The sequence below is a fragment of the Nitratireductor sp. CH_MIT9313-5 genome (assembly GCF_037029545.1).
In the GTDB taxonomy this organism is placed as follows: Bacteria; Pseudomonadota; Alphaproteobacteria; order Rhizobiales; family Rhizobiaceae; genus Chelativorans.
In genome coordinates, this window is the sequence record NZ_JAYMER010000022.1 from 165,169 (window position 1) to 185,377 (window position 20,209).

General features: G+C 60.0%; 22 protein-coding genes and 1 pseudogene. 16 read left to right on the top strand and 7 right to left on the bottom strand.

Features of this window, described 5'->3' with window-relative positions; genetic code table 11:
- Positions 1 to 72: 72 nt before the first annotated feature.
- Positions 73 to 825, bottom strand: a complete 753-nt coding sequence (locus WA367_RS16180; protein ID WP_336057805.1) for a L,D-transpeptidase family protein — start codon at positions 823 to 825, stop codon at positions 73 to 75.
- 202 nt (positions 826 to 1,027) lie between these two features.
- On the bottom strand, positions 1,028 to 1,690 hold the full coding sequence (locus WA367_RS16185) for a haloacid dehalogenase type II (protein ID WP_336057806.1): 663 nt from the start codon (positions 1,688 to 1,690) through the stop codon (positions 1,028 to 1,030).
- Between the two features lie 144 nt (positions 1,691 to 1,834).
- Between WA367_RS16185 and WA367_RS16190 the strand changes: the two genes are divergently transcribed.
- The 4 genes from WA367_RS16190 (at position 1,835) to WA367_RS16205 (ending at position 4,952) form a co-directional block, all read left to right on the top strand.
- Positions 1,835 to 2,719 (top strand): branched-chain amino acid aminotransferase, encoded by an 885-nt coding sequence (locus WA367_RS16190; protein WP_336057807.1) that lies wholly within the window; start codon positions 1,835 to 1,837, stop codon positions 2,717 to 2,719.
- A 97-nt stretch (positions 2,720 to 2,816) separates the two neighbouring features.
- Positions 2,817 to 3,419: a superoxide dismutase gene (locus WA367_RS16195; protein WP_336057808.1), complete on the top strand. Its 603-nt coding sequence runs from the start codon at positions 2,817 to 2,819 to the stop codon at positions 3,417 to 3,419.
- A gap of 147 nt (positions 3,420 to 3,566) precedes the next feature.
- Complete coding sequence (locus tag WA367_RS16200) at positions 3,567 to 4,016, top strand: c-type cytochrome (protein WP_336057809.1); 450 nt, start codon at positions 3,567 to 3,569, stop codon at positions 4,014 to 4,016.
- Positions 4,017 to 4,022: 6 nt separating this feature from the next.
- A complete protein-coding gene (locus WA367_RS16205) occupies positions 4,023 to 4,952 on the top strand; it encodes a cytochrome c (protein ID WP_336057810.1) in 930 nt (309 codons plus the stop codon).
- Here WA367_RS16205 and WA367_RS16210 read toward each other — a convergent pair.
- Entirely contained in the window at positions 4,906 to 7,029 is a 2,124-nt protein-coding gene (locus WA367_RS16210) for a S9 family peptidase (RefSeq protein WP_336057811.1), read from the bottom strand. The genes WA367_RS16205 and WA367_RS16210 overlap by 47 nt on opposite strands.
- A gap of 142 nt (positions 7,030 to 7,171) precedes the next feature.
- On the bottom strand, positions 7,172 to 7,585 hold the full coding sequence (msrB, locus tag WA367_RS16215; protein WP_336057901.1) for a peptide-methionine (R)-S-oxide reductase MsrB: 414 nt from the start codon (positions 7,583 to 7,585) through the stop codon (positions 7,172 to 7,174).
- A gap of 230 nt (positions 7,586 to 7,815) precedes the next feature.
- Between msrB and WA367_RS16220 the strand changes: the two genes are divergently transcribed.
- From WA367_RS16220 to WA367_RS16255, 8 genes are all read left to right on the top strand, one after another.
- The gene (locus WA367_RS16220) at positions 7,816 to 10,164 is read left to right on the top strand and encodes a putative monovalent cation/H+ antiporter subunit A (protein WP_336057812.1); all 2,349 of its coding nucleotides are present in this window, start codon (positions 7,816 to 7,818) and stop codon (positions 10,162 to 10,164) included.
- Position 10,165: 1 nt separating this feature from the next.
- On the top strand, positions 10,166 to 10,585 hold the full coding sequence (locus tag WA367_RS16225; protein WP_336057813.1) for a Na+/H+ antiporter subunit B: 420 nt from the start codon (positions 10,166 to 10,168) through the stop codon (positions 10,583 to 10,585).
- Positions 10,585 to 10,962, top strand: coding sequence for a Na+/H+ antiporter subunit C (locus tag WA367_RS16230; protein WP_336057814.1), 378 nt, complete (start codon positions 10,585 to 10,587; stop codon positions 10,960 to 10,962). The genes WA367_RS16225 and WA367_RS16230 overlap by 1 nt, the downstream gene beginning before the upstream one ends.
- Positions 10,963 to 10,967: 5 nt before the next feature.
- Complete coding sequence (locus tag WA367_RS16235) at positions 10,968 to 12,533, top strand: Na+/H+ antiporter subunit D (RefSeq protein ID WP_336057815.1); 1,566 nt, start codon at positions 10,968 to 10,970, stop codon at positions 12,531 to 12,533.
- Positions 12,530 to 13,003 (top strand): Na+/H+ antiporter subunit E, encoded by a 474-nt coding sequence (locus WA367_RS16240; protein ID WP_336057816.1) that lies wholly within the window; start codon positions 12,530 to 12,532, stop codon positions 13,001 to 13,003. Before WA367_RS16235 ends, WA367_RS16240 begins: the two co-directional genes overlap by 4 nt.
- Positions 13,000 to 13,338, top strand: a complete 339-nt coding sequence (locus WA367_RS16245) for a cation:proton antiporter (protein ID WP_336057817.1) — start codon at positions 13,000 to 13,002, stop codon at positions 13,336 to 13,338. The genes WA367_RS16240 and WA367_RS16245 overlap by 4 nt, the downstream gene beginning before the upstream one ends.
- A complete protein-coding gene (mnhG, locus tag WA367_RS16250; RefSeq protein ID WP_336057818.1) occupies positions 13,331 to 13,678 on the top strand; it encodes a monovalent cation/H(+) antiporter subunit G in 348 nt (115 codons plus the stop codon). The genes WA367_RS16245 and mnhG overlap by 8 nt, the downstream gene beginning before the upstream one ends.
- Positions 13,679 to 13,918: 240 nt before the next feature.
- The gene (locus WA367_RS16255) at positions 13,919 to 14,347 is read left to right on the top strand and encodes a MucR family transcriptional regulator (RefSeq protein WP_336057819.1); all 429 of its coding nucleotides are present in this window, start codon (positions 13,919 to 13,921) and stop codon (positions 14,345 to 14,347) included.
- Positions 14,348 to 14,535: 188 nt separating this feature from the next.
- On the opposite strand, the pseudogene WA367_RS16260 reads toward WA367_RS16255, so the two are convergent.
- Positions 14,536 to 14,808, bottom strand: a pseudogene (locus WA367_RS16260) (cytoplasmic protein); the annotation flags it as partial.
- Between the two features lie 202 nt (positions 14,809 to 15,010).
- Here WA367_RS16260 and WA367_RS16265 point away from each other — a divergent pair.
- Positions 15,011 to 15,436, top strand: a complete 426-nt coding sequence (locus tag WA367_RS16265; protein WP_336057820.1) for a helix-turn-helix domain-containing protein — start codon at positions 15,011 to 15,013, stop codon at positions 15,434 to 15,436.
- Positions 15,433 to 16,254, top strand: coding sequence for a DUF6456 domain-containing protein (locus tag WA367_RS16270; protein WP_336057821.1), 822 nt, complete (start codon positions 15,433 to 15,435; stop codon positions 16,252 to 16,254). The genes WA367_RS16265 and WA367_RS16270 overlap by 4 nt, the downstream gene beginning before the upstream one ends.
- Before the next feature lie 6 nt (positions 16,255 to 16,260).
- Here WA367_RS16270 and WA367_RS16275 read toward each other — a convergent pair whose 3' ends face one another.
- Positions 16,261 to 16,686, bottom strand: a complete 426-nt coding sequence (locus tag WA367_RS16275) for a SufE family protein (RefSeq protein WP_336057822.1) — start codon at positions 16,684 to 16,686, stop codon at positions 16,261 to 16,263.
- A gap of 61 nt (positions 16,687 to 16,747) precedes the next feature.
- Positions 16,748 to 17,173 (bottom strand): DUF5330 domain-containing protein, encoded by a 426-nt coding sequence (locus WA367_RS16280; protein ID WP_336057823.1) that lies wholly within the window; start codon positions 17,171 to 17,173, stop codon positions 16,748 to 16,750.
- Positions 17,174 to 17,597: 424 nt separating this feature from the next.
- Here WA367_RS16280 and WA367_RS16285 point away from each other — a divergent pair, with 424 nt between their 5' ends.
- Together WA367_RS16285 and WA367_RS16290 are read left to right on the top strand one after the other, a co-directional pair.
- On the top strand, positions 17,598 to 19,373 hold the full coding sequence (locus tag WA367_RS16285; protein ID WP_336057824.1) for a sensor histidine kinase: 1,776 nt from the start codon (positions 17,598 to 17,600) through the stop codon (positions 19,371 to 19,373).
- Positions 19,348 to 20,193: a peptidoglycan-binding domain-containing protein gene (locus WA367_RS16290; RefSeq protein ID WP_336057825.1), complete on the top strand. Its 846-nt coding sequence runs from the start codon at positions 19,348 to 19,350 to the stop codon at positions 20,191 to 20,193. The genes WA367_RS16285 and WA367_RS16290 overlap by 26 nt, the downstream gene beginning before the upstream one ends.
- Positions 20,194 to 20,209: the final 16 nt, after the last annotated feature.

Here is a 20,209-nt window from a genome sequence, read left to right on the forward strand (position 1 = left end):
GCGCAGTTCCAGCCAAAGAAAAAGCCGCGCCAGCATCAAGCTGGCGCGGCTTTTTTTAGGTCCACTTGCTCGTTAGCTGACACCGAGGCCGTTGGTAACCAGAATCGGCGAACCGGTGGTCACGCGGCCATAAAGGTCGATGACATCCTGGTTGATCATGCGCACGCAACCGGAGGAAACGGACTTGCCGATGGTCCACCATTCCGGCGAACCGTGAACGCGGTAGAGCGTGTCCTTGCCGTCCTGGTAGATATAGTGGGCACGGGCGCCGAGCGGGTTGTTCAGGCCGCCATCCATGCCGCCCTCCCAGGTCTTCGTCGCCTTGTTGTAGGTGGTGCGGTATTTCTCGAGTTCGGGCTGGCGCTCGATCATCTCTGCCGGCGGATGCCAGCGCGGCCACTCGGCCTTGCGCTCGATCACACCCTTGCCGGACCATTCGAAGCCGGCACGGCCAAGGCCGACGCCATAGCGCATCGCGCGGCCACGCGGGCGCACGAGATAGAGGAAGTGCTGCGAAACGTCCACAACGATGGTGCCCGGACGTTCACCCGTCGGGTCGGCTACTTCCTGACGGTGGAAGCGGGAGGGGATCTTTTCGAATGGGACAGCCGGGATGAGGTATGGGCCGTCCTGCAGCGGACCATACATGCTCGCCAGCGAGCTCATCTGCGGATCGGGCTTTGGCGGCGTTTCGATGACGACCGGCTTCTGGGTTGAAGGAACGGAGACACAGCCAGCCAGGCCGAGCGAAGCGGTTCCTGCCGCAGCCGCCGAGAGGAATTTGCGCCGCGAAAGCGCGGGATTGGGGAATCTGTTATCGTGCATGTGTCTCTTCTTGTTTCAAATGCGGTTGCGTCTGATGCAGACCAGCCTTCGCTTTATGTCGCGACGACCATCTCCATAAAATGTGGCAATGCAAGACGAAGTGTCACAAAGTTGGGCGAAACCCCGCCACAATCGAGGAGGCGCTGCATTGTTTGCGGCGGATATTGCTTTTCTGCAACGCTTGGCGCAACGCGCCTCCGCTTCAACTCGTCGTGAGCAGGCCTTCCAGTGAAGGCAGGATCAGCCGGGGCGGATGCTGCGGATATTCGTCCGGCTCCTTCGTACGGTTGATCCAGACCGTGTTGAAGCCAAAATTGGTCGCGCCCGCGATATCCCAACGGTTTGAGGACTGGAATAATACGGCTTCCGGGTAGCAGCGCCAATGCGTGGTCACCAGTTCATAGACCCGGTGATCCGTCTTGAAACAGTGCACGTCATCGGCGGAAAACACCGCATCGAACAGGGGTTCGATGGCGGCGGAACGAATTGCCGCACCCAGCATGTCATGGGAGCCGTTGGAGAGAATTGCAATGCGCGCGCCGCTGTCTTTAAGCGTTTTCAGAACCGTCGGCACTTCCGGGTAGCAGTCGAGCTGCCAATAGGCGTCAAGCAAGGCATTGCGCAGGGCCGGGTCAGCGGAGGGGACTTTGGCAAAGGCATAGTCCAGCGCATCCTTTGTCAGTTCCCAGAGGTCGCGATAGCTGCCCGAAAGCGAAGCGATCCAGGAATATTCGAGCTGCTTTGTCCGCCATATCTGCGATAGCTGCTGCCCTTGTGGCCCGAGGTCGCCTGCATGGCGGCGCACGGCGGAGTGCACGTCGAAAAGAGTGCCATAGGCGTCGAAAACATATGCAGTCGGCTTCATTGTCATGCCCTGAAACGAATTCGCCTCACTTGACCGCAGCATGTCTGCTCGGTCAAGAACGCTGGACTTATATCTCGCCGCGTGCTGCCGATTGACCCTGCTGGCTCATCTTCTAGGCTCGACACGCGCAAAAGGAGTTGAAGAATGGCTGCTCTACCGCAGGCACAATCCGCCACCTGGACTTTCATCGACGGCGAATGGCACGAGGGCAATGTGCCGATTGCCGGCCCGCGCAGCCACGCAATGTGGCTGGGCTCCACGGTATTTGATGGTGCGCGCTGGTTTGAAGGCGTCGCACCCGACCTGGATTTTCATGCCGAGCGCGTGAATGCTTCTGCCGAGGCACTTGGCCTGCAGGCGACCTTCTCCGCCGACGAGATTGTCGGGCTGACCTGGGATGGGCTGAAGAAGTTCGACGGCAATACCGCGGTTTATATCCGACCGATGTATTGGGCCGAGCATGGCGGTTATATGGGCGTGCCGGCCGATCCCGACTCGACCCGCTTCTGCCTGTGCCTCTACGAATCGCCGATGATCTCGCCGGAAGGCTTTACCTTAGGCGTGTCTTCCTTCCGCCGCCCGACCTATGAAACCATGCCGACCAATGCCAAGGCCGGCTGCCTCTATCCCAACAATGGGCGCGCGATCCTGGAAGCCAAGCGCCGCGGCTTCGACAATGCGCTTGTCGTCGACATGCTGGGCAATGTGGCCGAGACTGGCTCCTCCAACATCTTCATGGTCAAGGACGGGGTGGTCTACACGCCAGTGCCCAACGGCACATTCCTGGCAGGCATCACCCGCGCGCGCATCATCACGCTGTTGCGCGATGCAGGCTACGAAATCGTCGAGAAGGCGTTGTCGGTTGCCGATTTTCTGGATGCCGACGAGATATTCTCCACGGGCAACCATTCCAAGGTTGTGCCGGTTGTCGGCATCGAAGGGCGCAACATTGCCGCTGGACCGGTAGCCAAGAAGGCACGCAACCTATATTGGGAGTGGGCGCACGCAGCCCCCGCCAACGCTGCCTGACAGGCAGGAACGATTGCGCGGGCGGTAACGTTGTGCTCCCGACCGCGCATGCCTATGTGCTTTAAGTCGATTTCAACCGATAACGAGGGAGACCACCATGGCCTTTGAACTGCCAGACCTGCCTTACGACTACGAGGCGCTTGCGCCCTACATGTCCAAGGAAACGCTTGAGTATCACCACGACAAGCACCACAAGGCCTATGTCGACAACGGCAACAAGCTTGCAGCCGAAGCCGGCATGGAAAATCTCTCCCTCGAGGAGATCGTGAAGCAGTCCTACGGCAAAAATCCGGGCCTCTTCAACAATGCCGGTCAGCACTACAACCACGTGCATTTCTGGCAGTGGATGAAGAAGGATGGCGGCGGCAACAAGCTGCCGGAGAAGCTCGCCAAGGCGATCGACAGCGATCTGGGCGGCTATGACAAGTTCCGCGCCGACTTCATCAATGCAGGCACCACCCAGTTCGGCTCTGGCTGGGCGTGGGTTGCCGTCAAGGACGGCAAGCTGGCCATCATGAAGACGCCGAACGGCGAAAACCCGCTGGTTCACGGCGCTTCGCCGATCCTGGGCGTGGATGTGTGGGAGCATTCCTATTACATCGACTACCGCAATGCCCGCCCGAAATATCTCGAGGCTTTCGTGGACAATCTCATCAACTGGGACCACGTGCTCGAAATGTACGAAAAGGCCGTCGGCTAAAGCTGACGCAAACTGAGATGAAGAAGCCCGGCTCTGTCCGGGCTTTTTTTGCGAAACATCACGTTCCTGTGATGCGCGTATGGCAGGCATTGCGTGGCAACCGAAGATGATGCTCTCATCGCGTTATTTCAAATCAGGAGACAGCCTATGCGGACTTTGATCCTATCCATATTCGCAGTGAGTTTGAGTGCAACAGCGGTTACTGCCGCAGATGATCCGGTGGCAGCGCGCAAGATGTTGATGCAGTCTGCAGCAGCGGCAGCGGGGATCTCCGGCGGCATGATGAAGGGTGACATTGATTACAACCCGGCCATCGCCAAATCGGCCATCGCCACGCTTAACGCCGTTTCCCATACCTATGGCGACTACTTCCCCGAAGGCTCCAGCGAAGGCGAGACGACCGCCTCTCCGAAGATCTGGGAAGATGGGGAAGGCTGGCAGGCTGCTCTGGAGAAATTCCAGGCCGATACTTCAGCCGCAGCCGAGGCTTCCGGCAAGGATGGCCCTGCAGACCTCGCGGCATTCCAGCAGGCCGTCGGGCCGGTGCTTGGCAACTGCAAGAGCTGCCACGAGAATTTCCGCGTTCAGAAGAACTAGCTGAACATGCGCAGATTGGCTTTCGCTGCCGCGGCAATTGCCGTGGCCGCTGGCGCTGGCTTCTGGCTCCTCACGGGGCCGGATCGCCTTGAGGCGTCCGAGATTGCCGATGTGGAAGCAGGTGATGCAACCCGCGGTGAAACGGTGTTCTGGGCAGGCGGCTGCGCCTCCTGCCACGCCGCACCGGGCGCGGATGGCGAGGCGCGAAAGGAACTCGGTGGCGGGTTGGAGCTTGCGACCGAATTCGGAACCTTCGTTGCACCAAATATCTCCTCACATCCCGAAGACGGTATCGGAGCGTGGAGCGAAGAGGATTTCCTCAACGCCATGATGCGCGGTGTCTCGCCGGATGGGCGCCATTACTATCCGGCCTTTCCCTACACGTCCTATGCGCGCATGGATCCGCAGGATGTGGCGGATCTCTTTGCCTTTATGAAGACACTGCCCGCGGTGGAAGGCGAGGCGGGGGAGCACAAGCTGGGGTTCCCCTTCAATATCCGACGCGGCCTGGGTCTATGGAAGGCTCTCCATCTCGACAGCGATCACGTACTGACGCTGCCTGCCAATGCGCCTGAGGAACTTTTGCGCGGGCGCTATCTCGTGGAAGGCCCGGGCCATTGCGGTGAGTGCCACAGCCCGCGCGACTTCTCCGGCGGCATCAAACGGGATGAGTGGCTGGCGGGTGCCGTATCGGCGGAAGGTGATGGCGTGGTGCCGAACATCACGCCCGGTGACGACGGCATTGGCGGCTGGTCGCAAAGCGATATCGCCTTCTATCTCGAAAGCGGTTTCACGCCGGACTTCGATTCGGTGGGCGGCGCCATGGTCTCTGTTCAAAAGAACATGGCGCAGCTTGATGATGCGGACCGTCAGGCCATCGCAGCCTATCTCAAGGCTGTCGAGGCGCGACCGGACGGCTATCCATCATCCCGGTGATCTTCAGGATGAAGGCATAGGCATAGGCAGTGTCGGGCAGCCTTCCATAGCGGCCCGACGCCCCGAAATGACCCGAACCCATGCTGGTGCGCAACAGTGCTGGTGCGCCGGAAGTGGAGACCTCGCGCAGTTTCGCGATCCATTTGGCCGGCTCCCAATAGCCTACGCGAGGATCCGCGATGCCCGTCATGGCAAGCACCGGTGGATAGTCCGCAGGCTTCAGATTGTCATAGGGCGAATAGCTGGCGATATATTTGAACGCCTCCTCATCCTCGACCGGATTGCCCCATTCAAGCCACTCGAAAGGTGTGAGCGGCAGGCTTTCGTCGAGGATCGTGTTGAGCACGTCCACGAAGGCGTATTTTGCCACAACACCGGCAAAGGCATCCGGCGCGAGATTGAGGGAGGCGCCCATGAGAAGGCCGCCCGCAGAAGCACCTTCCGCCACCAGCCGGTCGTGGCGCGTATAGTTCTGCTTCACCAGATGACGGGCTGAGGCGACGAAGTCGGAAAAGCTGTTGCGCTTTTTGAGCATCTTGCCCTGCCGATACCAGTTCTCGCCCTTCTCCTTGCCGCCGCGTACATGGGCAAAGGCGACAACGAAACCGCGGTCGACAAGCGAAAGCCGCGCGCCGGAAAAGCCCATCGGGTAGGTGAGACCGTATGCGCCATAGCCTTCCAGCAGGCAGGGTGCCGAGCCGTCGCGCTTCAGATCTGCGCGATGCACAAGCGAGATCGGCACCAGTGTGCCGTCTTCAGCGCTCGCAAACTCCCGGCGCGCGACATAATGCGCGGGATTGTGACCGGAGGGGATTTTCTGTTCCTTCAGAAGAACGCGTACGCGGCTTCGCAGATTATATTCATACTCGCGCCAGGGCGTTGTTGGTGAGGAATAGTCGAGCAGGATCGTTTCAGCGTCATATTCAAGGCCCGGATGATGGCTGAGCGTGTAGACGTCCTCATCCATGGCGATTACATGCTCTTCGCCGCTTTCTCGGTCGCGCACGACGATGCGCGTGAGGCCGTCCACCATCTCCTCACGGATGAAGAAGTCACGAAGCACGGAGATGCTTTCGATGAGCCGACCCGGTTCGTGCGCAACGACCTCCTGGATGTCTGCCAGTTCCTCACCGGTCCAGATGCCTTGAACGACCTTGTAGTCTTCCGCGCCATCGGCCTGGGTGAGCAGGAAGAAGCGATCTTCGGCCGCCTCGATCTGATAATGCACGCGCTCCTGGCGGGGCAGAATGAGGCGTGGAGGGGAGTGCGGCATGTCGCTTGGCAGGACATGCAGTTCGCTCGAATCGCTATCGGTGACGGAAATAAAGATATGGCGGTATTGCATGTCGCCATAGATGCCGAGATAGAATCGCGGATCATCGAGGTGATAGATCAGCAGGTCTTCCGCCGGATCCGTGCCGATCCGGTGAAACAACACATCCACCGGGCGGAAACTGTCATCGAGCCGTACGTAATAGAAGCCCGTCCCAGAGGCGTTCCAGTAGCCGTAGCCGCTGGTTTTCTCGATCACCTCCGGGAGATCCACCCCGTCCTCGAAACGGCGAATGCGCAGTGTGTAGAACTCCGAGCCCTTGTCGTCATAGCCCCACAGTCCGAGACTGTGATCCGGCGAGGTTACTATGCTCGTGCCGGTGAAGAATTCCGTGCCCTCTGCATGATGGTTCATGTCGATGAGGATTGCCTCGGCGCCGCCATCGCGCGCAACGCGGTAGAAATAGGGGTGGTCGGCACCTTCGCGATAGCCGCTGCCATAGGCAAAGGGCCCGCGCTTGAGTGGTGAGGAGACTGGGGCCTTTTCCATTCGACCTTTCATCTCGGCAATCAGCGTCGTTTGAAGCTCTTCCGTATCGGCCATGAAAGCAGCCTGATAGGCGTTTTCGGCTTCAAGATGCTCGCGGATATCCTCCGGCAGCTTTTCCGGTGCGGCGAGAACCTCTTCCCAGTTCTCAGCACGCAGCCAGGAATAATCGTCGCGGCGGGTGACGCCGAAGCGGGTGTCTTCGACTGGTTTTCTGGCAGCCTGGGGCGGAGCGGAATGGAAAAAGATCTTGTTCATGAAATGCCTTTTGGGCGCTGAAACGCGCATCTTGTAAATTGAAGTTCGCAGGAGCGAACGAGCGGCTTTGCAATGCCGCTGATCCTGCATGAAAAGGTGGAACATTTATGACCTGCGCCCGCCTGCGCGGGCGCACGTCAAGTCAGTCTTCACGCTTCTCGAATTTGAGGGCATGCCCGTTCATGCAGTAGCGCAGACCGGTCGGCTCCGGCCCGTCATTGAACAAATGTCCAAGATGGGCATCGCAATCCGCGCAGCGTATCTCGGTGCGTGTCATGAACCAGGAGCGATCGGAGTGTTCGCTGACCGCCTGGTTGCTGACGGGAGCATAAAAGCTTGGCCAGCCCGTGCCGGAGTCGTATTTGGTTTCAGAGTCGAATAGCGGATTATCACAGCACACGCAGTGATAGACACCATCTTCCTTGCTGTCCCAGTAGGGACCGGTGAATGCGCGTTCGGTTCCGTGCTTGCGGGTGACGCGATATTGTTCCGGCGTCAATTGGCCGCGCCATTCCTCATCGGTTTTGATGATCTTCAACCTTGTGTCGTCCTGCATCTTCATGTTCCCAAATGTCTCTTGTGCATATTTAGGTTCTGCGGATCGAAATGTCAGGCGTTGAAGGTGGAAACCGCCCGAAAACGCTGTTCGGTTTCTGTGAGCATTGCTTGTGCTGCAGCAGCATTGCTTGCCCGCAATAGCTTCAACGGTTATGCACGACACCCAATTGGCACAGCGACCGGACTGAACGATCCGGGCGCGTGCAACAACAAGCAGTGGGGATGTAAATGGCGGCGGACGGTCAGTGGCTGACATTCTTGGCTCTCATCCTGCCCTTTTTGGGCGCGGCTGTGGCTCCTTTGCTGACACGGATGATGGGCGCGAATGCAGCCTGGATCCTGGCTCTTCTTCCGCTCTACCTGTTCATACACTTCCTCGGCTTTCTGGGTGCGGTTGCTGATGGCGGCACGGTTTCGGGCGGTTATGCCTGGATCGAAAGCCTCGACATTTCCTTCTCCTGGTTCATTGACGGCCTGTCGCTGACCTTCGCTCTGCTGATTACCGGCATTGGTACGCTGATCGTGCTCTACGCGGGCGGCTATCTGAAGGGGCACCCGATGCAGGGCCGCTTCTTCTCCTTCATCCTGATGTTCATGGGCGCGATGCAGGGGCTGGTGATCGCCGACAGCTTCTTCGCGCTCTTTGTCTTCTGGGAGTTGACCTCGATCACCTCCTTCCTGCTGATCGGCTTCGACCATGTGCGCGAGGCCTCGCGCCGCGCGGCCCTGCAGGCGCTGGTGGTTACGGGCCTTGGTGGCCTTTCGCTGCTGGCAGGACTTCTGGTGATCTGGGGCGCAACCGGCGAGAATTCGCTCTCGGGCCTTCTGGCGAGCGGCAGCGCGCTGCGCGATGCGCCGCTCTACATGGCTGCTCTCCTCTTGATCCTGGGCGGTGCCTTTACGAAATCTGCGCAGTTTCCGTTCCATTTCTGGCTTCCCAATGCCATGGAAGCACCCACGCCCGTTTCCGCCTATCTGCATTCGGCAACCATGGTGAAGGCTGGCGTCTATCTGCTGATGCGCCTCAATCCCGTGCTGGGTGAGACGCTCGCGTGGGAGACGATCCTGCCCGTTTTCGGCGGCACGACGCTGATCGTCGGCACGCTTCTGGCCGTGCGCCAGACGGATCTCAAGCTGATGCTGGCCTATACGACGGTAGCCTCGCTTGGTCTGCTCGTCATGCTGACGGGTTTCGGCTCGGAAAAGGCCGTGGAAGCCGCGGTGCTCTATCTGATCGCGCATTCCATGTTCAAGGGCGCGCTTTTCATGGTGGCAGGCCTTATCGATCATGAAGCCGGAACGCGTGATGTCACCAAGCTTGGCGGGCTGCGCTCGGCGATGCCGATCACCTTTGCGGCAGCCGTGCTGGCCGCTTTCTCGATGGGTGGCCTGCCGCCCTTCTTCGGCTTTCTTGCCAAGGAAGAGATCTATTACGGCCTTTGGACCGGTGACGGATGGGGGCTTCTGCTGACGCTGGTCGCCCTCGTCGGCAACGGACTGATGTTTGCCATCGGTTTCGCGGTGGCGCTGAAGCCGTTCCTGGGCGAGAAGGTGGAAACGCCCAAACACGCCCATGAAGGACCGGTGCTGCTGTGGCTTGGGCCTCTCGTTCTGGCGAGCCTTGGCCTGCTGACGGCTATCTTCTCCGCAACGAGCCATTTCTTCCTGACGAGCCCCATGGCAAGCGCGGTCGCAGGTGTGCCGGTCGAGGCGACGATTTCCGTGGTGCCGCATATCGGCCTGGCGCTTTTCCTGTCGCTGCTGACGGTGGCCTTCGGCATCGGCGCCTATATGCTGATCGATCGCCTGCGTGGAGGCATGGTATCTCTTCTGAATGCCATTGGCTGGGGACCAGACAAGGGCTTCGACCAGTTTGTTTCCGGCTCGGTGAAGGCTTCAGGCGCGATCACCCGCGTGATCCAGAATGGCCGTCTGGACTATTACACCACTGCCACCTTCATCGCGCTCGCACTGGCGCTGATCGTGCCGATGGTGATGTTCGGTGAACTTCCCGCCATGCCGAAATGGCCAGATCTGCCCTTCTACGAATGGGCCATACTGGCAATCGCATTTATAGGCCTTGGTGCGATCCTTCATGCACGCGACCGGCTGACGGCCATCGTCTCGCTTGGCATCCAGGGCTTTGCCGTCGCCGTGCTCTTCATGCTGCTGGGCGCGCCCGATCTCTCCTTCACGCAGTTCATGGTGGAGACCCTGTCGGTCGTCATACTTGCCCTTGTCATGACGCGGCTGCGGCTTTCGCCCGCCGATCACAGGCCGGGGCGCGAGAAGGCGATAGACATTTCCGTTGCAGCACTGTGCGGCGGCGCGCTTGCACTGCTTCTGCTGAAAATCACCCAGCTGCCTTTCAATCCATATCTGAGCGAGTTCTTCGCCGAGAATGCGCGCGTCATCGCCCATGGCCGCAATATCGTGAATGTCATCATCGTCGACTTCCGCGGTGTGGATACGCTGGGCGAGATCGGCGTGGTGATGGTGGCGGGTCTTGCGATCCTGGCGCTGGTGCGCATCCGCTCGGGCAAACGCATTCCAGCACCTGCACAGGGGGAGAAGTGACATGCGCACACTGATTTTCCGCACCGTTGCACCCTATCTGACAAGCCTGATGGTGCTTTTCTCCATCTTCGTGCTTCTGCGCGGGCACAATGAGCCGGGCGGCGGTTTCATCGGCGGGCTGATCGCGGCCTCAGCCTTTGCGATCTACGGCATCGCCTGCGGTGTCGCACCGGTGCGACGCTCGCTTTATTTCCACCCGATGGCGATCTCGGGGGCGGGGCTGCTGATCTCAGCGCTGTCCGGTCTGTTCTCGATGATGTTCGGCGTACCCTTCCTCACCGGTCTCTGGGCGAAGCTGGAATTTGGCGGGCTCGCGCTCGATCTCTCGACCGTGCTGTTCTTCGATATCGGCGTCTATCTGGTGGTGGTCGGCTCGATCACGTCCATTGCGCTTGCACTCGAAGAAAGGGAGCATGCCTGATGGAAGCCGTTCTTGCGATTACCGTCGGCATCTTCTTTGCCGTGGGCATCTACCTGATCCTGTCCAAGCACATCATCCGCATCCTGCTTGGCGTGACGATTTTCGGCAACGCGGTGAACCTCACCATCTTCACGGCAGGACGGGTGGTGCGCGAAGTGCCGCCGATCATTCCGGTGGAGCTTGACGTGCCAGCCTCCATCACCGCCAATCCGCTGCCGCAGGCGCTTATCCTGACGGCGATCGTGATTTCCTTCTCCTTCTTCGCTTTCCTCCTGGTGCTGGCTTTCCGCGCCTATCAGGAGCTTGGCACGGACGATACCGACGGTATGCGGGTCGCCGAGCCGGAGCGCGAAGAACTTCCGCCGCTGGGGTACTGAACGCGATGGCAGGTGAAACGTCAAAGGTTGTAGATCTTACTGGCAAGATGGTGCTGGACCCTGTGCCGCTGGCCGACTGGCTGGTGGTGGCACCGGTGGCCATTCCCATCGTGGCAGGTGCTGTTTTCCTGATGCTGCGTCACGAGACGAAGCTTCACGGCTGGCTGGCACTGATAGCGCTGACCGCGACGCTTGCCGCCAATATCGGGCTGCTTGCGCGCATATTGGAAAACGGTCCTGTGGTGATGACCATGGGCCGCTGGTTGCCGCCGTTCGGCATTTCCTTCACCGCCGACACGCTTGGCGCTTCCATGTCGCTTGTGGCGACCTTGGTCGCCGCGGCCTGTGGCATCTATTCGATCATCGATATCGGATCCGTTGGCCGGCGCTACGGCTTCTACGCCTTCATGCTCATGATGATGGCGGGCGTGAACGGTGCTTTCCTGACCGGTGACATTTTCAACCTCTATGTCTGGTTCGAGGTCTTCCTGATCTCATCCTTCGGCCTGCTGGTACTGGGTTCCGAACATCGCCAGCTTGATGGCGCGACCAAATATGCGATCCTGAACCTCGTCGGCACCATGCTGTTCCTGACAGCCACCGCCTTCGTCTATGGCATTTTCGGCACGCTCAACATGGCCGATATTGCGCGCAGCGTGGACGGGGCGCGTGATACCGCTCCGCTGATGACGCTGAGCGTGCTTTACCTCCTGGCCTTTGGCATGAAGGCGGCGGCGTTTCCGGTGAACTTCTGGCTGCCAGCCTCCTATCATACGCCGCGTCTCGTCACCGCCGCACTCTTTGGCGGTGTTCTGACCAAGGTCGGCATTTATGCGCTGCTGCGCGTGATGGTGATGCTCTTCCCGCCGGAACTGGAACGGCTTTCGGTGCTGGTTGCCTGGGTGGCCGGTGCAACCATGATCCTGGGTACGATCGGCGCGCTGGCACAGACGGATCTGCGCCGCCTGCTTGGCTTCATCGTGATTTCAGGCGTCGGTGTGATGCTGGCAGGTCTTGCCCTGGGGTCTGCTGAAGGACTTTCCGGCACCATCTTCTATGCCTTCCACTCCATGATCGCCATGACGGCGCTTTATCTGCTGGCGGGCATGATGAAGGGGCTTGGCGGCAGCTATTCGCTGGCGAAGCTGGGTGGGCTTTATGTCGGCTATCCGCTTCTGGCAGCCATGGCTCTGATCCTCATTCTGGCTGCTGCCGGACTGCCGCCCGCATCGGGTCTGTGGCCGAAGGTGATGCTGGTGCGTGCCTCGCTTGATGCGGGAGCGCCGTGGCTGGCATTTGCAATCCTGGCAACGGGTTTCCTGACGACGCTGGCGCTCGGCCGCGTCTTCATCCTGACGATCTGGCGGCCGTCTCCGGCAGGTGACATGCCCGAGGTCGAACCCTATCCGACGGGCAAGGCCTATCTGGCGCTCGGCGTTCTCATCCTGCCGATACTGGTGATGGGCCTTTATCCCGATCCCTTCATCAAGGTGGCGGGTGAGGCAACAGCGGGTATTCTGGATGCCAGCGGCTATATCCAGTCGGTCTTCCCGCAAGGGGGTGGCGAATGACGCTCTATCTGATCAATATCCTTCTGGCGCTGACCTGGGCAGCCGTCTCGGGCTCCTTCACGCTCGGCAATATCATCTTCGGCTTCATCCTTGGTGCCGGTGCACTTTACCTGATCCGCGAACAGGTCGGCTCGCTTGGCTACTTCGCCAGAGCAGGCAAGCTCCTGGCGCTGTTGTGGCTGTTCCTCTACGAACTGGCACTTTCGGCATGGCGTGTGGCGGTGCTGGTGGTCACACCACGCATGGATATCAAGCCGGGGATCTTTGCCTATCCGCTGAAGGCGGACCGGGACTTCGAGATCACGCTTCTGGCCAATCTGATCACGCTGACGCCGGGTACGCTGTCGGTTGACGTGTCGGAGGACCGCAAATTCCTCTATGTCCACGCGCTCGACTGTTCCGATCCCGACGCACTGCGTGCCGATATCGCGCAGGGCTTCGAGCGCCGTATTCTGGAGGCCTTCCGATGAGTGATGGCACGACTTTCCTCGAGATCGCCGAACTCGTATCCATCGCGATCCTGAGCATCTCGTTTCTTCTCACCGTCGTGCGCGTGGTCATCGGGCCAAGCCTGCCCGACCGCGTGCTGGGGCTGGACATGCTGGTGACCATCGGCATTGGCTTCATCGCTGTGATCGGCATTCGCACCGGTTACACACTCTATCTCGACATCGCCATTGCGCTGGGGCTAGTCGGCTTTCTGGCAACTGTCGCATTTGCACGTTTCGTGATGAGCCGCCGCTACGAGGAAGAGTTCGTCCAGGAAGACAACGCGACTTACACCATGGAGCGCTCAGATGACTGATCTGATCATCAATCTGCTCGTTGGAAGCCTGCTCCTGATAGGCTCGGCCTTCGCGCTGGTGGCAGCCATCGGCCTGTTGCGCCTGCCGGACCTCTACACGCGCATGCATGCGGCCTCGAAGGCGGGCACCTTGGGTTCGGGTCTGGTGCTGATCGCGCTTGCGATCTTCGCTGATGACACGGCAATTGCCACGCGTGCCATTGCGGCAATCGTGTTCTTTCTTCTAACCGCACCCCTGTCGGCCCATCTTCTCGCCAAGGCATCCTACGCGGCCGGATACCGGCTCTGGGGCAATTCCGTTCATGACGACATGGCCGGTCAGGAGAAAAGCGACGGCTGATGCTTTAAGTATCAGACGCTGAAAACGTCTCTACCCGCGGTTTTATTTCGCGTTCCCTCGCATGTATTGCAGGCAGCGAGCGGCTGCCTGTGCAAGATATCTTGAGTTGACTTTAGGAGACTTCTTGGGCATTTCCTTTGCGGCTTGCAAAAAGAATCCAAGAACAAGTCATGCCGATTACTGCACTTCGTGCGGTTTCAAGTTTAAATATTTTCAACAAGAGAGGTTGGGGCCAGGCCAATGGACGCAAATGAACAGCAAGCGGGCAAAGACGACGTACTGATCGAGCTTACCGCAGATGTTGTGGCAGCATATGTCAGCAACAATCCGGTGCCGGCATCAGAACTCGGCAATCTTATTGCTGATGTTCATGCAGCTCTTGGTCGTGTCAACCGCGCTGCCGAAGAACCCGCACCAGCCGAAAAGCAGAAGCCTGCTGTAAATCCCAAGCGTTCTGTCCATGATGACTACATCATCTGTCTCGAGGACGGAAAGAAGTTCAAGTCGCTCAAGCGTCACCTGATGACCCACTACAATCTGACGCCGGAAGAATATCGTGAGAAGTGGGGTTTGGATCCCAACTATCCGATGGTCGCTCCCAACTACGCCATCGCACGGTCCGAACTGGCCAAGAAAATGGGCCTGGGCCGCAAGCGCAAGGGCGGCTGAGCTTCTGCGTTAGATCGCATGTTTCTTCCAAAGGGCGGCCGATTGGTCGCCCTTTTGCATTCGTGGCTTCTACAGACGGGTCACGCGGAAGCGGCAGGGGCAGTGGGGAAAGCTTTACGGCGCCTGCGCGCGAGGCGGCAGGGATGCGGGCGCTTGTCATCGCGTGGGACGGAGGCCGCAGGGCGAGTGCCGCCCAGCGCTTCGAAAGCCTGCTTCAGCGCAATGTGCCGATTGAGATCATAACTCCAGTGCCGCCTCGCACCCTTGAGACGCTCACGTTCGATGAGCCGGGCGAGTTTCCGTAAAGCCACCTCTCGCTCCGCACCATCAAGCTTGCGGGTCTTGTCCAGGTCGAAGCCGGCCAGAAGCAGCAATGCGGCGCGCTGCCTTGCCTCGGCGGCCTCTTCACTCTTTCCCTGTACGAAGGCGCGGCTTTCGGTTCGTAAATTGCACATATGTATCTCCCTGACTTTCCTGCAACCATGAGGGGCTGGAGGAGGGTGGGGATAAACAGGGGGTGGAAAAACTTTCTGCGAAACAAAGTCTGCTTGTGAATCAAAGGGATGAGTGATTTCTGCCCAAATTTATGTTCCATATTTGTTCACGCTGGCCTCCCGTCTCGCTATAAGGAATTTATTCCTTTGTCGGGCAGGAGGCCAAGCAGTGTCATCGAACTTGAAAGAGAAGCTGACCCCGCACCCAGGGGAGGAGGAGGCAAGCTCGCCTTTTCCCGCTGAAGCCGGGCGCCGGATGAGCCCGGTCAAGGAAGAACGGGTAAGCGATGTCTGCGACTGCGTTCTCGACATCGTCGCCGCCCTTTTCAATGTCAGCGGCAAGGAATTGCGGGCAGGCGGACGCGCACCGACATCAGTCGTGCGGGTTCGCCAAATCGGGATGTATGTCGCCCATGTCGTGCTGCAGTTGAACATGACCGAGATCGGCCGCGGATTCGGGCGGGACCGCACCACGGTTCAACATGCCTGCCACATGATCGAGGATTTGCGCGACGACGAGGATTTCGACCGCATCGTTGCCATGACCGAGCGCGTCACCGCAGCCGCGTTCCGACAGACGGAGATGGTGCGATGAAACGCGATCAGGCGAGAACTGCGAGAACCAGAACGAAAATGCGCAGGATATTGCGCTTTCTCCAGGCGGGACCCTGCGACTGCCACCGCGCGGCGGATGGGCGTAGCACGCTGCTCGAGGGTGAGGACCGCGGCCCAATAGGCGTTGAGGAAGCTCTGCTTGAGGAGCTGCTTGGCGACGGTCTTGTTGCCCGTGAGCGTGAACAGCTTCACATCACACCGCAGGGGCTGACATTTCTCTCCAGCCTCAAGGCGGATGCGGGTGGTGCGGCGGACCAGCACCGTGTGCTGGACACAATGCGCATCGAGCATGAGGGGGAATGGCGCACGGTCGCGATCAATCTCAAGGAATCGCCGCTGGCAAGCCTTGCGCGCATCCGCGGACGCAACGGGAAGACCTGGCTGGATGAAGCTGAATTTCGCGCCGGTGAAAGATTGCGCAGGGACTTTGAGCGCGGTTCCCTTCAGCCGCGCATGGGGGTGGACCTGTCACGAATTCGCGACGGCGCAAGCCGACGGACGGGTGACAATGCCATCGCCGAATTGTCGGACACCGCGCTGGGGGCGCGCAGGCGCGTGGAGAATGCACTTGCTGCCGTAGGTCCCGAGCTCTCCGGCGTGCTGGTGGATATCTGTTGCTTCCTGAAGGGCCTTGAAGAGGTGGAGCGTGAGCGTGGCTGGCCTGCGCGCTCGGCCAAGCTGATCCTCAAGACCGGGCTTCAGGCGCTGACACGCCACTATGAGCCGGAGCGGCATCGCCGGAAAGGACGTCTGGTGCATTGGGGTGCGGCAGGATACCGCCCGCGCATAGACGTGTGAAAAAGCTCAGGCGCGCTCGAGCGCGCCCTGCGCCTCATCTTTCATGCGCTTGATCATGGCACGCAGGCCGTTGGAGCGCTGAGGGGTGAGGTGCTCGTCCAGCCCGAGCTCGGCCATGGCCGCTTCCGCATCGGTGGAGACAATCTCGCTGGCAGGGCGCCCTGAATAGAGCGCCAGCATGATGGCAACGAGCCCGCGCACGATATGGGCGTCGGAATCGCCCTCGAACCGGATTACGGGATCGGCACCGTTCTCGATGCGGCTGTTGAGCCAGACCTGACTGACGCAGCCCTTGACCTTGTGCTGCTCGTCACGCGCCTCATCGGGATAGGGCGGCAGGTCGTTGCCCAGTTCGATGATGTAGCGGTAGCGCTCCTCCCAGTCTTCCAGGAAGGCGAAATCGTCGCGGATGGTGTCAAAGCTTGCAATCATGGCCCGGATATAGGCAGTGACGGACCATTCGTCACTAAAAAATCTGGGCTCGGCTTCCGGTTCAGCTGGATGGCGCTACCGGCGCATCGGGCACAGGCGGAGTGTAGGGGCGAACTATCGCGCTCTCGCCATCCACCGGCGCGGCAATGCTGCCCGTGACGGTGACTTGCGGGCGCTTGACTTCATCCTTGGCAATGACGGGCGCGGCTTCCTCAGCCTGCTCGTCATCGGTCATCATCTCGGATGCCATGTGGAGACCGGCGCGGGCACGGATGATGACAGTCGAAGCGGCCGCCTTGGCGGTCTCGCAGACATGTGGATTGCGCTCACAGATGCCGGCCATGTCCGCCGCCGCATCACGTGCGGCCAGAAGAGTGTCGAGGGCGCCAACGGTCTGGAATTCGCCCGTCTCGTCCGAGCCGCCGCCAAGCGGCAGAAACAGAAGTACCAGAGAAAGCCAGAAGGCCGAACGAATCAGAAAACCCATAACCGTCACCCCAATTGATCGCAGTTGGTCTCGTTGCGATGTGTGGGCACCATGACATGAAGACGAAAAGACCTCGTTTCCGGATTGAGTAAAATTGTAGGTAAATGGGAAAAAGCCGGATTTTCCGCGCTTTTTCATTCAGTTTGATTGAAATACAGCCAAGATGCTCAGGCTAAACCTTACCATTCAAGTGCGTGTGAGGCGGGGATTTTCCCATATCCGCAACGCGCGATGCCGTAGCGGAAGAGAGTGGTAAACACCCACCCTTTGTTAACCATGCCGGAAGGCAAGTCGCCCCATCGGTTACTTTTCGAGCCTTGCAGGCGCTGCCCGACAGACCTGTTTTCCTTTCCTTAAATGGTGGGTGCGAGGCTCCAGCCAAGAACGGGAATATTCCAGTATCCAGTAGTACAGAGCGTCGAGTTTGAGCATCCTGAGAGCCAAGATCACGAACCTGAAGCAGAGCCTCGCAAAGGCCTGCAGTGGCCTCGTGCACCCCAGTGTGGGTGAAGGTGAGGAGCGCGATCGCCAGATGCGCCTCATGGGTGTGCTGTTTGCGGCGCCCTTCATGCTGGCTGCCGGTTTTGCCCAATATCTGCCAAGCGTCATTGGCCTCGATCTGGCTGTTGCGGGGAGCCTGGGTCTTGGTGCGCTGGCTCTGACAGGTCCGTTCCTTCTGATCGCCACCACGCGCAGAGCCGCTGTTGAGATCATGGCGCTCATCGCTGGCGTGGTGGCGGTAGCCGGTATCATTGCCGTGGCCGGCGGCCCGGCTTCACCCATTGCCGCAATGGCCATCGCCCTGGCTGTCGAAGCCGCCTGGATCAGCCGCACGAAGCGGGGGCGGCTGGTTGGTGCATGCGCCACTGTGGCAGCACTTGCCACTTCGATGATCGCAGCCAGGCTGGCGGGGCTTGATGCCGCCACGAATGCAGCAGGTGCAAGCGCCTGGATACTGCCTTGCATCTACGGCCTGACATGGCTGCCGCGCGTGGGTTTCGCGGGTGACGATGTTGAAGAGCAGAATACGGTGGAGACGGCCGAGATGTTGGCAGGGCGCATCGGCGCAAGCCTGCTTCGTTTCGGCGGTCAGTCGGAGCTGCGCGAACTTGCCGGTGACAGCGCGTCACTGTTCGGACTGGCACCGGAGATGCTGCTGGGGTCAGGCTTCTTCGACCGTCTGCACGTGTCCGACCGCGTTGCTTTCATGACGGCTTTCTCCAATGTGCGTGGAGAAAAGGAGCGCGTTGAACATCTGACCCTGCGCCTGCGGGTGCCGGGCCGCGAGGGTGACGCACAGTATAGCAGTTTCCGCGTGGAGCTCTTCGCAAGCGGTGAAGCAGGCGTGAGCGCGCTGCTCCGTCAGGATGAGCATGTCGAAGCGCTGGAAAACGAACTTTCCGAGGCGCGTCTGGAAGCCGAATCGGCCGCAACGGCAAAGACACGCTTCCTGGCGTCCGTCAGTCACGAATTGCGCACGCCGCTCAACGCCATTGTCGGCTTCTCCGATGTGCTGACCAACGAGATGTTCGGCGCCTTTGCCAATGACAAGCAGCGCGAATATGTGGGCCTGATCCGCGAGGCGGGCGATCATCTGCTTTCGGTCGTGAACACGATTCTCGACGTGTCCAAGGTGCAGGCAGGCAGCTATGTTCTGAAGCCCGAGCCCTTCTCAATTGCCGATGCGGTTCGCCTGAGCGTCTCGCTTGGCGCACAATCGGCTGCGGGCAAGGGGCTTTCCGTGCGCACGGAAATCGCCGAGGACGTGGCGGAAGTAACCTGCGACCGCCGTGCGGTGCAGCAGATCCTGATCAATCTGATCTCAAATGCGGTGAAATTCACGCCCGAGGGTGAGATCCGTGTCATCGCCGAGCGTCAGGACGGCAAGCTTGAGCTTAGCGTGCATGACACCGGCATTGGCATTGGTGCAGACGACCTGGAACGTCTGGGAACACCATTCATGCAGGTGGACAATGCCTATACGCGGCAGTTTGAGGGAACAGGCCTTGGCCTGGCGCTGGTAAAGGGACTGGTCGCGCTGCAAGGTGGTTCCATGCGTATCGAAAGCGCGGAAGGTGAGGGCACAAGCGTCCATGTCAGCCTGCCCGAAAGCGTCGGCGACATGGATAGGGAACGCGCCACGGCGCAGAATGGAGACAAGAACGAGTGGACCTATGAGCCGTTACGCAAGACAGCCTGAACTGACAGATGATGGCGGGCACTGGCTGGCCGACGCGATCTCGGGACTGGGCGCAATGATCGCGCGCAATCCAGGCATAGCGGGCGGGACGACGGCTTTTATCGTCTCTCTCGCATTCGTGTCGGCAAATGCCATCTGGTACCAGCCGCAATCCCATCCTCGTCCGATGATCTCGACGCGCCAGGTACCTGCCGTGCTGCCGCGCCAGGCACCATTGCCGCCGGAACCTGCGCGTCCTGAAGCAAGTACCCCGCAATCCGCACCGCAGCCTGCGTCTGTCGGCATGGGGGATCAGAATGTCTTTGCCGTGCAGAAGGTGCTTGCAGCTCTGGGCGTCTATCAGGGGCCCGTGGATGGCATGAACGGTCCGCAAACGCGTGCGGCCGTGGAGAAATACAAGCGCGTGGTGGGGCTCTCCGCCGACGGCAATATCGATGCGGCACTTCTGCGCCAGCTGGGCATAGCCGAGCAGCCGCGGCAGGTTGCAGCAGCCCCCGTTACTTCTCCAGCCCCGGCGCCCAAGCCGCGCCCCCGCCCGGCCCCGCGCGAAGACGTGCTGGTGGCCAGCGCACAGATTGCAGACAGTGATGACACCGCCCATCTGCACACCGCATCGGTGCCAGCCAATGAAGAGATCATTCGCAAGGTGCAGGCGGGGCTTCGCTCCTTCGGCAATGACGGTATGGAAATCGACGGTGTCATGGGCGAGCGCACTCGCTCCGCCATCCGCGAATTCCAGTCACTCTTCGGCCTGACGGAAACGGGCGAGCCGGATGCCGAATTCATCGCGAAGATGAAAGAGGTCGGGCTGATCAACTGATGAGCCCGCAGACCTG

Excerpts from the sequence above, each read along its gene's own strand:
- WA367_RS16180 (WP_336057805.1), bottom strand. The coding sequence starts at position 825 with ATGCACGATAACAGATTCCCCAATCCCGCGCTTTCGCGGCGCAAATTC.
- WA367_RS16185 (WP_336057806.1), bottom strand. The coding sequence starts at position 1,690 with ATGAAGCCGACTGCATATGTTTTCGACGCCTATGGCACTCTTTTCGAC.
- WA367_RS16190 (WP_336057807.1), top strand. The coding sequence starts at position 1,835 with ATGGCTGCTCTACCGCAGGCACAATCCGCCACCTGGACTTTCATCGAC.
- WA367_RS16195 (WP_336057808.1), top strand. The coding sequence starts at position 2,817 with ATGGCCTTTGAACTGCCAGACCTGCCTTACGACTACGAGGCGCTTGCG.
- WA367_RS16200 (WP_336057809.1), top strand. The coding sequence starts at position 3,567 with ATGCGGACTTTGATCCTATCCATATTCGCAGTGAGTTTGAGTGCAACA.
- WA367_RS16205 (WP_336057810.1), top strand. The coding sequence starts at position 4,023 with ATGCGCAGATTGGCTTTCGCTGCCGCGGCAATTGCCGTGGCCGCTGGC.
- WA367_RS16210 (WP_336057811.1), bottom strand. The coding sequence starts at position 7,029 with ATGAACAAGATCTTTTTCCATTCCGCTCCGCCCCAGGCTGCCAGAAAA.
- msrB (WP_336057901.1), bottom strand. The coding sequence starts at position 7,585 with ATGCAGGACGACACAAGGTTGAAGATCATCAAAACCGATGAGGAATGG.
- WA367_RS16220 (WP_336057812.1), top strand. The coding sequence starts at position 7,816 with ATGGCGGCGGACGGTCAGTGGCTGACATTCTTGGCTCTCATCCTGCCC.
- WA367_RS16225 (WP_336057813.1), top strand. The coding sequence starts at position 10,166 with ATGCGCACACTGATTTTCCGCACCGTTGCACCCTATCTGACAAGCCTG.
- WA367_RS16230 (WP_336057814.1), top strand. The coding sequence starts at position 10,585 with ATGGAAGCCGTTCTTGCGATTACCGTCGGCATCTTCTTTGCCGTGGGC.
- WA367_RS16235 (WP_336057815.1), top strand. The coding sequence starts at position 10,968 with ATGGCAGGTGAAACGTCAAAGGTTGTAGATCTTACTGGCAAGATGGTG.
- WA367_RS16240 (WP_336057816.1), top strand. The coding sequence starts at position 12,530 with ATGACGCTCTATCTGATCAATATCCTTCTGGCGCTGACCTGGGCAGCC.
- WA367_RS16245 (WP_336057817.1), top strand. The coding sequence starts at position 13,000 with ATGAGTGATGGCACGACTTTCCTCGAGATCGCCGAACTCGTATCCATC.
- mnhG (WP_336057818.1), top strand. The coding sequence starts at position 13,331 with ATGACTGATCTGATCATCAATCTGCTCGTTGGAAGCCTGCTCCTGATA.
- WA367_RS16255 (WP_336057819.1), top strand. The coding sequence starts at position 13,919 with ATGGACGCAAATGAACAGCAAGCGGGCAAAGACGACGTACTGATCGAG.
- WA367_RS16270 (WP_336057821.1), top strand. The coding sequence starts at position 15,433 with ATGAAACGCGATCAGGCGAGAACTGCGAGAACCAGAACGAAAATGCGC.
- WA367_RS16275 (WP_336057822.1), bottom strand. The coding sequence starts at position 16,686 with ATGATTGCAAGCTTTGACACCATCCGCGACGATTTCGCCTTCCTGGAA.
- WA367_RS16280 (WP_336057823.1), bottom strand. The coding sequence starts at position 17,173 with ATGGGTTTTCTGATTCGTTCGGCCTTCTGGCTTTCTCTGGTACTTCTG.
- WA367_RS16290 (WP_336057825.1), top strand. The coding sequence starts at position 19,348 with ATGAGCCGTTACGCAAGACAGCCTGAACTGACAGATGATGGCGGGCAC.